General features: G+C 64.4%; 8 protein-coding genes and 1 pseudogene. 6 read left to right on the top strand and 3 right to left on the bottom strand.

Annotated features, from left to right (window positions below; all coding sequences use genetic code 11):
• Nucleotides 1–5 precede the first annotated feature (5 nt).
• The 6 genes and pseudogenes from glnA (at nucleotide 6) to ACYVNQ_RS16690 (ending at nucleotide 8,922) form a co-directional block, all read left to right on the top strand.
• Nucleotides 6–1,424 carry a type I glutamate--ammonia ligase gene (glnA, locus tag ACYVNQ_RS16715; protein WP_460903661.1) on the top strand — a complete coding sequence of 473 codons (1,419 nt, stop codon included), beginning with the start codon at nucleotides 6–8 and terminating at the stop codon, nucleotides 1,422–1,424.
• A gap of 357 nt (nucleotides 1,425–1,781) precedes the next feature.
• Nucleotides 1,782–2,720, top strand: coding sequence for an ABC transporter substrate-binding protein (locus ACYVNQ_RS16710; RefSeq protein WP_460903660.1), 939 nt, complete (start codon nucleotides 1,782–1,784; stop codon nucleotides 2,718–2,720).
• Nucleotides 2,720–4,381 (top strand): amino acid ABC transporter permease/ATP-binding protein, encoded by a 1,662-nt coding sequence (locus ACYVNQ_RS16705; RefSeq protein WP_460903659.1) that lies wholly within the window; start codon nucleotides 2,720–2,722, stop codon nucleotides 4,379–4,381. The genes ACYVNQ_RS16710 and ACYVNQ_RS16705 overlap by 1 nt, the downstream gene beginning before the upstream one ends.
• A gap of 115 nt (nucleotides 4,382–4,496) precedes the next feature.
• Nucleotides 4,497–5,735: pseudogene (locus ACYVNQ_RS16700) on the top strand (acetamidase/formamidase family protein); the annotation flags it as partial.
• Nucleotides 5,736–6,047: 312 nt separating this feature from the next.
• Nucleotides 6,048–8,534, top strand: coding sequence for an acetamidase/formamidase family protein (locus ACYVNQ_RS16695; protein ID WP_460903658.1), 2,487 nt, complete (start codon nucleotides 6,048–6,050; stop codon nucleotides 8,532–8,534).
• 109 nt (nucleotides 8,535–8,643) lie between these two features.
• The gene (locus tag ACYVNQ_RS16690; RefSeq protein WP_460903657.1) at nucleotides 8,644–8,922 is read left to right on the top strand and encodes a DUF4148 domain-containing protein; all 279 of its coding nucleotides are present in this window, start codon (nucleotides 8,644–8,646) and stop codon (nucleotides 8,920–8,922) included.
• On the opposite strand, the gene ACYVNQ_RS16685 is transcribed toward ACYVNQ_RS16690, so the two are convergent.
• From ACYVNQ_RS16685 to ACYVNQ_RS16675, 3 genes are read right to left on the bottom strand one after another with little or no spacing between them, the layout of a single operon-like run.
• Nucleotides 8,919–10,418 (bottom strand): heavy metal sensor histidine kinase, encoded by a 1,500-nt coding sequence (locus ACYVNQ_RS16685; protein ID WP_460903656.1) that lies wholly within the window; start codon nucleotides 10,416–10,418, stop codon nucleotides 8,919–8,921. The two genes, ACYVNQ_RS16690 and ACYVNQ_RS16685, sit on opposite strands and share 4 nt — an antisense overlap.
• On the bottom strand, nucleotides 10,415–11,098 hold the full coding sequence (gene irlR / locus ACYVNQ_RS16680; protein WP_460903655.1) for a heavy metal response regulator transcription factor IrlR: 684 nt from the start codon (nucleotides 11,096–11,098) through the stop codon (nucleotides 10,415–10,417). Before irlR ends, ACYVNQ_RS16685 begins: the two co-directional genes overlap by 4 nt.
• Nucleotides 11,086–14,319, bottom strand: a complete 3,234-nt coding sequence (locus ACYVNQ_RS16675) for an efflux RND transporter permease subunit (RefSeq protein WP_460903654.1) — start codon at nucleotides 14,317–14,319, stop codon at nucleotides 11,086–11,088. The genes irlR and ACYVNQ_RS16675 overlap by 13 nt, the downstream gene beginning before the upstream one ends.
• Between the last annotated feature and the right edge of the window lie 23 nt (nucleotides 14,320–14,342).

The raw sequence follows: 14,342 nt of genomic DNA, 5'->3' as shown, positions 1-14,342 counted from the left end.
CACATATGAACAAGAGCAAGATAGCCGCAGTCAAGCAGCGGATCGTCGACGAAAAAGTGAAGATGGTCGACTTCCGTTTCACGGATACGCGCGGCAAGGAGCAACACGTTTCGGTTCCGGTGTCGGCATTCGACGACGACAAGTTCGAAAGCGGCCATGCGTTTGACGGTTCTTCGATCGCTGGCTGGAAGGGCATCGAGGCGTCGGACATGCTGCTGATGCCCGATCCGGATACCGCTTTCATCGACCCGTTCTACGAACAGTCGACGCTGGTGTTGACCTGCGACGTGGTCGAGCCGTCGGATGGCAACGGTTACGAGCGCGACCCGCGCTCGCTGGCCAAGCGCGCCGAAGCGTATCTGAAGAGCACCGGTCTGGGCGACACGGCGTTCTTCGGTCCGGAGCCGGAGTTCTTTATTTTCGACTCGGTGCAGTGGAACACGGACATGTCGGGCTGCTTCGTCAAGATCGGCTCGGAAGAGGCACCGTGGTCGTCGGGCAAAGAGTTCGAAGGCGGCAACAGCGGCCATCGTCCGGGCCCGAAAGGCGGCTACTTCCCGGTCGCACCGGTCGACACGTTCCAGGACATGCGCTCGGAAATGTGTCTGCTGCTCGAGCAGATCGGCATCCCGGTCGAAGTGCACCACCACGAAGTGGCGGGTCAAGGCCAGAATGAAATCGGCACGAAGTTCTCGACGCTGGTGCAACGCGCGGACTGGACGCAGAAACTCAAATACATCGTGCACAACGTCGCCCATAGTCACGGCAAGACGGCGACCTTCATGCCGAAGCCGGTGGTCGGCGATAACGGCTCGGGCATGCACGTGCACCAGTCGATCTGGAAGGATGGCGAGAACCTGTTCGCGGGCGACGGCTATGCCGGCCTGTCGGAGTTCGCGCTGTACTACATTGGTGGCGTGATCAGGCATGCGCGCGCGCTGAACGCGATCTCGAACCCGACCACCAACTCGTACAAGCGTCTGGTGCCGCACTTCGAAGCACCGGTGAAGCTGGCTTACTCGGCACGCAACCGTTCGGCATCGATCCGTATTCCGCACGTGAGCAACCCGAAGGGCCGCCGCATCGAAACGCGCTTCCCGGATCCGATGGCGAACCCGTACCTGCTGTTCTCGGCGCTGATGATGGCGGGTCTCGACGGCGTGCAGAACAAGATTCACCCGGGCGAAGCGGCCGACAAGAACCTGTACGACCTGCCGCCGGAAGAGGATGCAAAGATCCCGACCGTGTGTGCCGGCCTCGACCAGGCACTGGAAGCGCTGAATAAAGACCGCGAATTCCTGACGCGCGGCGGCGTGTTCACCGATGGGATGCTCGACGCCTACCTCGCGCTGAAAGAGCAGGAACTGCAGCGCGTGCGTATGACCACGCATCCGGTGGAATTCGAACTGTACTACTCGCTGTAATTTCGGCGAAAAAGCCGGGACCGGTCAGCGCGCCGGTTTCCGCAAGCGGCGCCGCGCCCCGCAAGGTGAGAACTTTCGGGAGCGCGCACCGCATCCCCATCGCGCAGCGTTTTCCGCCTGATCGGGCGCGTTGCGGCAACGATTGCTGCCGCGCTCATGCTCCCGTTTTCCCTCACCTTTGCATGCCGCCCACCACGGGCCGGCCGCCGGTTCGCGCGCCGTGCTTCACCTCAGTGCAAGCATTTGTTCGCGCCGAGACAAGTCCCCTCAATTTCCTCCACCTACGCTTGCGCATCGTGCGATGCAAGAGGCGTACATGGGGTGTGCCATTGACATCTGCCGCTACGGAGTCTTCCGATGCATACCGGACTGATCGATCATCGAAACGGCTGGCGTCGCGCCGGCATGTTTCCCATGGCCCTGCGCTGGCGCGAACTGATCGCGTGCATGGTGGGCCTACTGGTGCTGCTGCTGGGTTCGGGCCATGCAATGGCGGCGGGCGCCGCGACGCCTGCCGAATGCAAGGCGCTGCAAGCGAAATATCCGCAATGGAAGGGCAAGACGCTGACCAATGCAATCAACCCGCACACGCCGGGTTATGAAGCGCTCGATCCGAACGATCCGAGCAAGTACATCGGCTTCGACATCGATCTCGGCGAAGCGATCGGCGATTGCCTCGGCTTCAAGATGGCCTACAAGCCGGTCACGTTCGCCGCGCTGCTGACCACGCTGCAAAGCGGCCAGGCGGACATCGTGATCTCCGACATCTACGCGACCGAAGAGCGCGCGAAGGCTGCGGATTTCATCACGTATTCGAAGGTGTTTGACGGCGTGCTGGTGGCCAAGGGCAATCCGAAGAAGATCACCGGCATCAATACGACGATGTGCGGCGCGACCGCCGCGGAAAACACCGGTTACGTCGAGATTCCGCTGATCAACGCGCTGGCGCCTGCATGCAAGTCGGCCGGCAAGACGGAAGCCGCGATCCAGCTGTACGACAACAACGCGAATTGCATCCAGGCGATTCTCGCGGGCCGTGCGGACACGTACGTGAACGACGTGAACACCGTCGAGCAGGCCGTCAAGGCCTATCCGGACAAGCTCGAGAAGGCGACCGCGGTGACGCTGCCGTACTCGGTGGGGATTGGCGTACCGAAGGACAAGCCGGAATTCCGTGCGGCGGTGATGGCTGCGCTGCTGGCGATCCAGAAGTCCGGGCAGCAGAACGACATGCTGAAGAAGTGGTCGCTGCCGTCGGAAAACCTTGAAACACCCAAGCTGATCGTGTCGAACTGATGGATCTGTTTCTGCACTATCTGAGCCTGCCGTATCTGCTGAAAGGCATTGGCTTCACGATCGCGGTGACCGCGCTGGGCCTCGCCGGCGGCCTGGTGGTGGGCCTTGTGCTCGCCAGCATGCAGCTGAGCAAGGTCGGGCCGCTCGCGGTGTTTGCGCGCGGCTATACAGTGATTTTTCGCGGCACACCGCTGATCCTGCAACTGGTGTTTGCGTACGACGCGCTGCCGCACATCGGCCTGAAACTCAGCGCGATCGGCGCGGCGGGTCTTGCGCTGGCGCTGAACGAAGGGCCGTTTATCGCGGAGATCCTGCGTGCGGGCGTGCTTGGCGTCGACCGCGGGCAGTTGCTCGCAGGGCAGGCGCTCGGTATGACGCCGGCGGTGATGATGCGTCGCGTGATCGCGCCGCAGGCGATTCGCACCATGGTGCCCGCGCTCGGCAACGAGTCGGTCAGCGCGTTGAAGAACTCGTCGCTGGCTTCGGTGATCGCGGTCGACGAACTGACGTTGCGCAGCACGCAGCTGGCTTCGTCGACTTTCGATTTCTTCTCGATCTTCTTTGCGTCCGGTTTGATCTATCTGGTGCTGACCGGTGCGATCGCATTGATCCAGCTGGTTGCGGAAGCCGGGCTCGATCTGGACCGTCCGGCGGGCGAACGCTTCGCGCGGCTGCTGCCGTGGCGTCGTGCAAAGTTGGTCGACGACGTAGCGCCCGTGCAGCCGGTGCCAGCCGATGGGGTTGCGGACGCAACTGCAAAGACGGCAGCGCTTGCTTCTTCGAGCGCCGACCCGCTCGCTGCGCGCGCACCGTTGCGTCTGGTCGGCACGTCGCGTGTGGACCGTGCGAAGCGCTACGAGGAACTGGCGAAGCGCCCGGCCGCGGTGCGCGTCACGGGCCTGCATAAGCGCTACGGCAAGCAGACCGTGCTCGACCGCTTCGACCTGACCGTGCAAACCGGTGAGGTGATCGCGCTGCTCGGCCCGAGCGGTTCGGGCAAGAGCACGCTGCTGCGCTGTATCAACCATCTCGAGCAGTGGGATGCGGGGCAGATTCACGTCGGCGGCCGGCGCCTCGGCTATCGCGAAGACGGACGGCCGATGAACCAGCGCGACGTTGCCAACGAACGCGCTAGCGTCGGCGTCGGCATGGTGTTCCAGCAGTTCAATCTGTTTAGCCACCTTACCGCGCGCGAAAACATCGCGGGCCCGCTGCGCTGGGTGCACGGCGTCAACGCGATCGAAGCAGACCGCCGCGCGTTCGAGCTGCTCGAGCGCGTTGGCCTGAGCCATCGCGCCGACGCGCTGCCGCGTCATCTGTCCGGCGGCCAGCAGCAGCGCGTTGCGATCGCGCGGGCGCTGGCGCCGAATCCGCGCGTGCTGTTGCTCGACGAGCCGACTTCCGCGCTCGACCCGGAACTGGTCGGCGAAGTGCTCGAAGTGATCCAGCGGCTCGCCGTAGAAGACGGTCTGACGATGATCATTTCGACGCACCAGTTGCGCTTTGCCGATCAGGTGGCTGACCGCGTGGTGTTTATGAGCGGCGGCAACGTCGTCGAAGAAGGACCGGCACACGAGCTCCTGACGCATCCGCAGCATCCGTTGACGACGCGCTTCCTGAATGTAATGGGCGCCGATCACCGGCTGGAGGCGGCGCCGTAAGAGGCGCCGCAAGCAGCGCCATAAGTGACGCCATAAGCGGCATGCGCCATTTGATTTCGATCCCGTCACACCCCGGCGCCGCGCCGGACTCCTCGCGAGGCACGAACGAAACATGAAGCATCACATTCTTCCCGTATCGCCGCAGACGGTTCATTGGGGCTATTTCAGCAAGGCCGTCGCGCCTACGCTGACCGTGCGTTCCGGCGACCGCGTGACGATCGAGACGCTGACTCACCACGCGAACGACGACCATGAGCGGATGGTGGCGGGCGACCCCGGCGCCGAAAGCGTGTTCCACTGGACCCGCGAGCACAAGGCGATGCCGCGGCGCGGCGCGGGCCCGACCGAAGGGCCGTTCAAGCTCGGTTCCGGCGAAGGCGTCGGCGTGCATCTGCTGACCGGGCCGGTGGCGATCGAAGGCGCCGAAGCGGGCGACGTGCTCGAAGTGCGGATTCTCGACGTGCGGCCGCGGCCTAGCTGCAACGCGTGCTACGCGGGGCGCTGTTTCGGTTCGAACGTCGCGGCTTCGTGGGGCTTTCAGTATCGCGATCTGATCGAAGAGCCGAAGCCGCGCGAAGTGGTGACGATTTTCGAACTCGATGCATCGGGCGAGCCGTACGCGCGCGCGGTGTACAACTATGTGTGGACGCCGCAGACCGATCCGGACGGCGTGGTGCACTCGATGATCGACTACCCGGGTGTGCGCGTCGACCATTCGCTGGTGAAGAAGCGCGAAAACATTCTGCCGAACGTAAAAGTGCCGGCGCGCCTGCATTTCGGCACGATGGGGCTCGCGCCCGCCGAAGCCGATTATGTGAGCTCGATTCCGCCTGGCTACACCGGCGGCAATATGGACGACTGGCGTATCGGCAAGGGCGCGAAGATGTACTACCCGGTTGCGGTGGATGGCGCGTTTTTCTCGGTTGGCGACCCACATGCGGCGCAAGGCGACAGCGAACTGGGCGGCACCGCGATCGAATGCTCGCTGACCGGCGACTTCGAATTCGTGTTGCACAAAAAGAACGACCTGTACGGCACGACGCTCGAAGGGCTCACGCATCCGCTGCTGGAAACGGATGAGATCTGGTCGGTGTATGGCTTTACGTTTGCGAATTACCTCGCTGAGCTCGGGCCGGATGCGCAAACCGATGTGGCCAATCACGCGAGCCTCGACAAGGCGATGCGCGACGCGTTCCGCAAGCTGCGCCGTTTCTTGATGACGGTGCACAAGATGAGCGAGGACGAAGCGATTGCCTTGATGTCGGTAGCCGCGGACTTCGGCGTGACGCAGGTGGTCGACGGCAACTGGGGCGTGCACGGGTCGATTCGCAGGAACATGTTCGAATCGAAGTGAGCGTGGCTGCGGCTGGCGCCAGTTCGCGCTAACCGTAGTCATGCGCCACTGCGGTGCATATGCGCGACAGTGGCGCAGGCGTATGCACGCCTCTATTCATCACATCGGTTGCGCTGCATGCGCAGCCTACCTGTCTTTTACTTTTCCATCCGTGCTGAAGGCGGTAAACACAGCGTTGCACCTCCAGGTGGCGCAAAGGTTGCTTTGCATTGCCCCATTGCATAGATGCGTCCGGCATGGCGGGCCGCACTGACCCGATCCCGGGCGGTGCGCGACGCGCGTGCGTCGCTCGCCACGACCCGGAGTATGACGTTGGATTCGCCGCTACGCTTCACCACCGAGTCCTATCCGCAAGCTGAACGGCTACGCGCGTGGCGCGACGCGCTCGATCGGCTCGGCCTGCGTTGCGGCGCGCTGCCGCCCACACGCGTCCTGCACGGCATGATCCAGGCGCAGACGTCGATCGGCGGCTTCGCGCTAAGCGTGCTGACATCGGTTGCGCAAACCCTCGAATTGCAGACTTCGGCTGCCGACAGCCTGCTGCTTGCGCTCGTCATCGAGGGCACGGCGACGCTGATTTCGGACGGTCAACGCCAGTCCGTCGCACTGCACGACATCGTCTACCTGCCGCCGCGCGGGCAGGCTTCGCTCGCGTTCGATTCCGCGTTTCGCGTGTTCGTGGTGCGGGTGCCGCGTGCGGCGATGAGCGCACGGCTATTCGCGCAGTCGTCGTTGCGTGCCGGCCGGATTGCCGCGGATGTGGGGATCGGCCACGTGTTTTCGGGCTTTCTTGCGACCATTGCGGAAAGTGTCGATACCTTGTCGGTCAGCGAATTGCGTCCGCTTGAACTCGCACTGGCTGAGTTTCTCGTGGCAAGTCTGGCCGGTCATCAGCATGAGGCGAGCATCAGCGGGCTGACCGCTTCGCAGGCTGCGATTTTTGCGCGCGTGTGCCGCACCATCGATGCGGGGCTCAACGATTCGAACATCAGCCTCGCGGCGATTGCGCAGCAGGAGCGTGTGTCGTCGCGCTATCTGCAGAAGCTGTTCGAGACCGTCGGGCAAAGCTTTTCGACCTATCTGCGGTTGCGCAGGCTGGAGCGCTGCCGCGCCGAACTGGTCGATCCGCTGTATGAAAAGATGTCGATTTCGGATATCTGCTTTCGCTGGGGCTTCAACGATCCCGCGCATTTCAGCCGCGTGTTTCGCGAGCAATATCAGATGTCGCCGCGCGCGTTCCGTCATGAAGCGAGCCTCGAACTGGCGCGGCATCTGGTGCGGCGTATGTCGCGCGGCGTGCCGCTCAACGCGGAAGCGCTGCTCGCACACGTGCCGCCGGCGGCGCGCGCGCCGGTGGGCGATGCATCGGATGATGCGCTGCTGGGCGACGAGGTAGACACGCTTGTCGAAAATCCGCCGCGCAAAGAACGTGCGGGCCATGGCGATGGCAGCGCGATCATCGACGCAAGCCATGACACGACCGTCGGCAAACGAGCCAGCACCAAAGGCAGCAAGCCGGTTTCACGCTCTCCCAGCCGTCCGCGTCATCATCTGCTGCGGGCCACCGCCAATACGGTTCATTGGGGCTATTTCTCGCACGACCTGAAAGCGGTGCTCGAAGTGGACAGCGGCGACACCGTGACGATCGAGACGCTCACGCAGCATGCGTCCGACGACTGGGCGCGCATGGTGGCCGGCGACCCCGGCGCCGAGAGCGTGTTCCACTGGACCGCCGAGCGCAAGAACGTCAACCGGCGCGGCGCCGGCCCGATCGATGCGTCGATCTACGGGCGCGGCGCCGGCGAAGGGTTTGGCGTGCATATCTGCACCGGGCCCGTCGCGGTTCGCGGCGCTGAGCCGGGCGACGTGCTCGAAGTGAAGATTCTCGACGTGCACCCGCGCCGCTGCGCGAACCCGAACTTCGCGGGCCGCGCGTTCGGCAGCAACGCGGCCGCATGGTGGGGCTTTCACTACCGCGAACTGTTGACCGAACCGAAGCCGCGCGAAGTGGTGACGATTTACGAGCTCGATGCCGAATTACCCGAGGATGGCGCCGCTTATGCGCGCGCGGTCTACAACTACCGCTGGACGCCGCAACGCGATCCGTTCGGCGTGATGCACCCGACCATCGACTATCCGGGCGTGCCGGTCGACCATTCGACGGTGGTCGAAAACCACAACGTGCTGAAGAACGTGCGGATTCCGGTGCGCCCGCATTTCGGCCTGATTGCGGTCGCGCCGCAGCATAACGGCCTGATCGATTCGATTCCGCCTTCGGCGTTTGGCGGCAACCTCGACAACTGGCGCGTCGCGCGCGGCGCGAGTGTGTATTTGCCGGTGGGCGTGCCGGGCGCGCTGCTGTCGATCGGCGACCCGCACGCATCGCAGGGCGATTCGGAACTGTGCGGCACCGCGATCGAATGCTCGCTGACCGGCGATTTCCAGCTGATCCTGCACAAGAAGGCGACGCTGGCCGGTCAGGCGTATGCCGACCTCACGTATCCGCTGGTCGAAACCGCCGACGAGTGGGTGCTGCATGGCTTCAGTCATCCGAACTATCTGGCGGAGTTTGGCGCGAACGCGCAAAGCAAGGTCTATGAAAAATCGACGCTCGACCTCGCGATGCGCGACGCGTTCATCAAAACGCGCCGCTTCCTGATGACCACCAAAGGGCTCACCGAAGACGAAGCGATTTCGCTGATCTCCGTCGCGGTGGATTTTGGTGTGACGCAGGTGGTGGACGGCAACTGGGGCGTGCATGCGATCATCCGTAAGTCGATGTTCACCGACACGGCCTGATACACGCTGTTCGACAGATTTGTCATCGACGCATCATCGTTGCGCACCGTCTGTTGCGCAAACTGAAGACTATCCGCTGACCGGCGGAGTTTCTTCAAGGAGATGAACGATGACTGCCGCAAAACTTTCGCTGACCGTGGCTGTTGCTGCCGCCACGCTGCTTGCCGGGTTCGCCACACCACACGCGCTCGCGCAGGGCAAGTCGCGCGCCGAAGTGCAGCAGGAACTGGCGCAGGCGCGCCACGATGGCGTCATTCCGGTGAGCAAGACCAACTATCCGCCCACCGACGAGCAGATGGCGCGCAACAAGCAGTTGCATGCGATCGCGAAGCATCCGGGCGAAGCGAGCCCGAACTTCGACCAGCACGACAGTGTGGCGAAGCGTTAATGCGGCTCTTGCCGGGCTGCCGCCGGGACCGGTGCAGGCCCGGCGGTGTCCGCCGGGTTCGTCGCGGCCGGGTGCAATGGAAAGCGCAGCCAGAACGTCGTGCGCACCTGCGGTTCGCTGCGCACGCCGCAGGTGCCGCCGTGCAGCTGCATGATCGACTGGACGATCGCAAGGCCAAGCCCGCTGCCACCCGTGCCTGACGCCGACAGCGTATGCCGCGCCGGATCCACGCGATAGAAGCGATCGAAAATGTGCTGCTGATGCTCGGCACCGATGCCCGGCCCGGTGTCGGAGACGGCAAGCAGTACGCCGCTATCCGTCGCGCTGCAGTCGATCGAAACGGTCGAGCCACGCGGTGCATGCGCGAGCGCGTTCGCCAGCAGATTGCTCAGCGCGCGCTGGAACAGCAGTTGATTGGCGCGCAGCGGCGCAAGCCCGTTGCCGCGCACTACCACGTCGACGTGCGCGTCTTCGGCCATCGGCTCATAGAAGCCGGCGACCCGTGCCGCTTCTGCGCCGGCATCGAAGCTGCGTAACGTCAGCTCGCGTTGCGCGCTGTCGGCACGCGCGAGGAACAACATATCGTCGATCATGCGCGACAAACGCTGGTATTCGTCGACGCTCGTTTCGATCACGTCGCGATATTCGTCGACACTGCGCGGCCGCGATAACGCAACCTGCGCATGCGTGAGCAGATTGGTAAGCGGCGTACGGAGATCGTGCGCCAGGTTCGACGAAAACTGGCTGAGCCGCGTGAACGAATCGTTGAGACGTGCGAGCATGCCGTTGAACGCGAGCCCGAGGTCTTTCAGTTCGCCGGCCGCCTGCAGCTCCGGCAGCGGCTGTGCGAGGCCGCTGGTCGACATGTGCTCGGCGCGCGCCACGAGATTGCGCAGGGGGCTCAGGCCGAGATGCGCGATGCCGTATGCGAGTGCTGCGGCGATCAACACGCCGAGCACATGGATCAGCGCAATCGACCACGCGTATTCGCGCAACAGCGCGAGGTCGGCGCGGGTGTCGTATTGCACGACCACGCGTACGGCGGTGTTCGCGCGCTTATCGGCCGCAAGCGACACGGTCTCGATGCGCGAGCGCAGCCACGCAGGGTGCGTGCCAGGCGTCGTGGGCTTCGCTGCGCCAGCTGCAGGCGACGAGCTCAGCGCGTCGCTGCACGCGTCGTGTATAAAACCCGGCGTGCTCAGGATGCGCGTACCGTTCGCGTCGTCGATCGCGAGGCTCAGGTTCGCGTGGCCGTGCAGCAAATCGCCCCACATGTCTGCCAGATAGCGAACGTCTTCGACCGTGCGTACCTGTTGCAGATGCGCATCGAGTGCCGACAGCGTCGCGTTGATTTCGGCCGCGGCGCTCGCCTCGATGCGGCTGCGCAGCGCTTCGTACACCATGAACCCGCTCAACGCGAGCACCGCGGTGCTCGAGGCGACGATCAGCGCGGCGAGGCGTGCACGCAACGTGCGCGGCCACAGCTCGCGCATCATCGGCTGCTGCCTTCGCGAACTTCGAGCACGTAGCCCATGCCGCGCACCGTGTGGACCAGTTTCGGCTCGAACTCGTCGTCGATTTTCGCGCGCAGACGCCGGATCGCGGCGTCCACCACGTTGGTATCGCTGTTGAAGTTCATGTCCCATACCTGCGAGGCGATCGTCGCGCGCGGCAGGATCTCGCCGGTGCGGCGCATCAGCAGCCACAACAGCGCAAATTCCTTGGCGGTCAGCAGGATCGTCGCGCCCTGGCGTAGCGCTTTTCTGCGCGTCAGATCGAGTTCGAGGTCGGCGATTTTCAGCAGCGTCGCTTCGCGCGGCTGGCCGCGGCGCAGGATCGAGCGCACGCGGGCCAGCAGTTCGACGAAGTCGAATGGTTTGGCCAGATAGTCGTCCGCGCCGAGTTCGAGGCCTTTCACGCGGTCTGCGACGTCGTCGCGCGCGCTCAGGAACAGCACGGGGGTTGCCTGGGTGCGCCGCAGTTGATGCAGCACGGTCCAGCCGTCCTGGCCCGGCAGCATCACGTCGAGCACGAGCAGGTCGTAGTGTTCCGATTCGGCCTGATGCAACCCCGAGATGCCGTCGCCGACCCAGTCGACCACGAAACCCGCTTCGGTCAGGCCTTTTTGCAGGTAGCGGCCGGTTTTCGGCTCGTCTTCGACGATCAGGATTCGCATGGCAGATCTCCGCGCCCGGCGCGTGGGACAGAAGTGCTGGCGCTCTGCGCGTACACGATGCGGTACAGCACCGGCAGGACCAGCAGCGTCAGTGCGGTCGACGAAAGAATGCCGCCGATCACGACGGTTGCGAGCGGCCGCTGCACTTCGGCGCCGGTGCCGGTGGCGAGCGCCATCGGCACGAAACCGAGCGCCGCGACCAGCGCGGTCATCAGCACCGGGCGCAAACGGGTGAGCGCGCCTTCATGCACGGCGGCGTCGAGTTCGGCGCCGTCTTCGCGCAGCTTGCGGATAAACGACAGCATCACGAGCCCGTTGAGCACTGCGACCCCCGACAGCGCGATAAAGCCGACGGCCGCCGTGATCGACAGCGGCAGGCCGCGCAGCCACAACGCAGCGATGCCGCCACTCAACGCAAATGGAATGCCGGTGAAGACAAGCAGACCATCTTTGACGTTGTTGAACATCATGAACAGCAGCACGAACACCATCAGCAGCGCTGCGGGCACGACGATGCGCAGACGCGCGGCTGCGCTTTGCATCTGCTCGAACTGGCCGCCCCATGCGAGCCAGTAGCCGGGCGGCACCGGCACGGCGCGCCCGATTTGCGCTTTGGCTGCGGCGACGAACGAGCCGACGTCGCGCCCGCGCACGTTCGCGGTGACGACGATGCGCCGCTTGCCGTTTTCGCGGCTGATCTGGTTTGGGCCCGGTGCCACTTCGAGTGTGGCGAGTTCGGAGAGCGGCACATAAGCAGGACGCGTGAGCCCAGCCGCCGCAGATGTGCCGGCCACGGTGCTGGTCGCAGTGAATGCCGCAGCCGACGCTGCGCCCGGCGGCAGCGCGATCGGCAGGCGTGCGATCGCATCGGGATCGGCGCGCAATGCTTCGGGCAATCGCACCACGACATCGAAGCGCCGGTCGCCCTGAAACAGCATGCCCGCCTTGCGCCCGCCGATCGCGGCGGCCAGCGTGTCCTGCGCGTCGCCGAGGCTCACGCCATAGCGCGCCAGTTTGTCGCGGTCGAACGCGACGGTCAGCACCGGCAGGCCGGACGTCTGTTCGAGCTTCACTTCGGTGGCGCCTGGCACCGCGCCGAGTGCGGCCGCGAGCCGGCTGCCGGTTTCGTTGAGTACCGCCATGTCGTCGCCGAACAGCTTCAGCGCGATGTCACTGCGTACGCCCGAGATCAGTTCATTGAAGCGCAACTGAATGGGTTGAGAAAATTCGTAGGCGTTTCCTGGTAATTCCGAAAGGGTGGCTTCGATTTCCGAACGCAACTGTTCGCGTGTTTTGCGTGGGTCGGGCCATGCGTCGGCTGGCTTCAGCATGATGTAGCCATCCGACAGATTGGGCGGCATCGGGTCGGCTGCGATCTCGGCGGTGCCGGTGCGCGCGAACACGCGATCGATTTCGGCAAAGCGTTGCTTCAGCGTGGTTTCGATGGTCTGTTGCATGGTGACGGATTGTGAAAGACTGGTGCCCGGCACGCGTAGCGCGGCGACCGCGAGATCGCCTTCGTTCAGGTTCGGAACAAACTCGCTGCCAAGGCGCGTGGCCAGCAGCAGTGCTGCGCCGACGGTCGCCGCGGCACCCGCCAGCACGCGCCTGGGATGCCTGATGAAAAAGCTTAACAGCGGTTCGTAGCGGCGTCGTGCCCAGCTCATCAGGCGGTTTTCCCGTTCTTCGATGCGCGAACCGACAAACAGCGCGAGCGCAGCGGGAATAAACGTGACGGTCAGCGCCATTGCGGCGGCCAGCGCGATCACGACCGTCAACGCCATCGGGTGAAACATCTTGCCTTCGACGCCTGTCAGCGCAAAGATCGGCACGTACACGACCATGATGATCAACTGCCCGAACACCAGCGGGCGGCGCGCTTCCTGCGCCGCGGCGAACACCTCCGCAAAACGTTCGCTGCGCGTGAGCGGCCTGCCGGCGAGCGCCTGTGCATGCGCGAGCCGGCGGATGCAGTTCTCGACGATCACCACCGCGCCGTCGACGATGATGCCGAAGTCCAGCGCGCCGAGGCTCATCAGGTTCGCGCTGATTTTCGCGCTGGCCATGCCCGTGAAGGTGATCAGCATCGACAGTGGAATCACCAACGCGGTGATCAGCGCGGCACGCGCGTTACCGAGGAACAGAAACAAGACAGCGATCACCAGCGCAGCGCCTTCGATAAGATTTTTCTTAACGGTTCTCACGGCTTTGTCGACCAGCACCGTGCGGTCGTAGACCGGCACGGCGCGCACGCCCGGCGGCAGCGTACGGTTCACGTCCGCCATCTTCGCCGCCACCGCGCGCGCGACGGTGCGACTGTTTTCGCCGATCAGCATGAACACGGTGCCGAGCACCACTTCGTTGCCGTTGGCGGTCGCGGCACCGGTGCGCAGTTCGCGGCCCACATCGACCTGCGCGACGTCTTTCACCCGCACGGGGATGCCGCGCGCACTGCTCAGCACGATGTCGGCGAGATCGGCAGCCGAGCGTGCCTGGCCGGGCGCGCGCACCAGATACTGCTCGCCGCGCTTTTCGATGTAACCCGCGCCGAGATTCTGATTGTCGCGTTCGAGCGCGCGCACCACGTCGGCGATCGTCAGGCCGTGCGCCATCAGCCGCGCCGGGTCTGCCGCGACGATGAACTCTTTGGCGTGGCCGCCGATCGTGTTCACTTCGGCGACGCCCGCCACGTTGCGCAGTTGCGGTTTGATGACCCAGTCCTGCAGTTCGCGCAGATCGGTCGCGGTGTAGCGCGTGCCGTCCGCTTTGCGGGCACCGGTGTCGGCTTCGACGGTCCATAGATAGATTTCGCCGAGACCGGTCGAGGCGGGGCCCAGTTCCGGTGTGATGCCCGATGGCAGGCGTTCGCGGGTCTGCTGGATGCGCTCGTTGACCAGTTGGCGCGCGAAGTAGATGTCGGTGCCATCCTTGAAAATCACCGTGACTTGCGACAACCCGTAGCGCGAAATCGAACGGGTTTCCTGCAGATGCGGCAAGCCGGCCATCGCGGTCTCGAGTGCAAACGTGATGCGCTGTTCTGCCTCCAGCGGCGAGTAACCGGGCGCCTCGCTGTTGATCTGCACCTGCACGTTGGTGATGTCGGGTACCGCGTCGATCGGCAGCTTGCCGTAGCTGTAGAGGCCAACAGCGGCAAGCGCGGCAGTGGCTAGCAGTACCAGCCAGCGCCGCTCGATCGCAACGCGGATCAGACGCTCGAACATGGCAGAGATCCCGTGAAAAAGAA

This window comes from Paraburkholderia jirisanensis (assembly GCF_054782355.1).
Note: the sequence above shows the minus strand (reverse complement) of the source record. Positions and strands in the feature narration are given on the sequence as shown.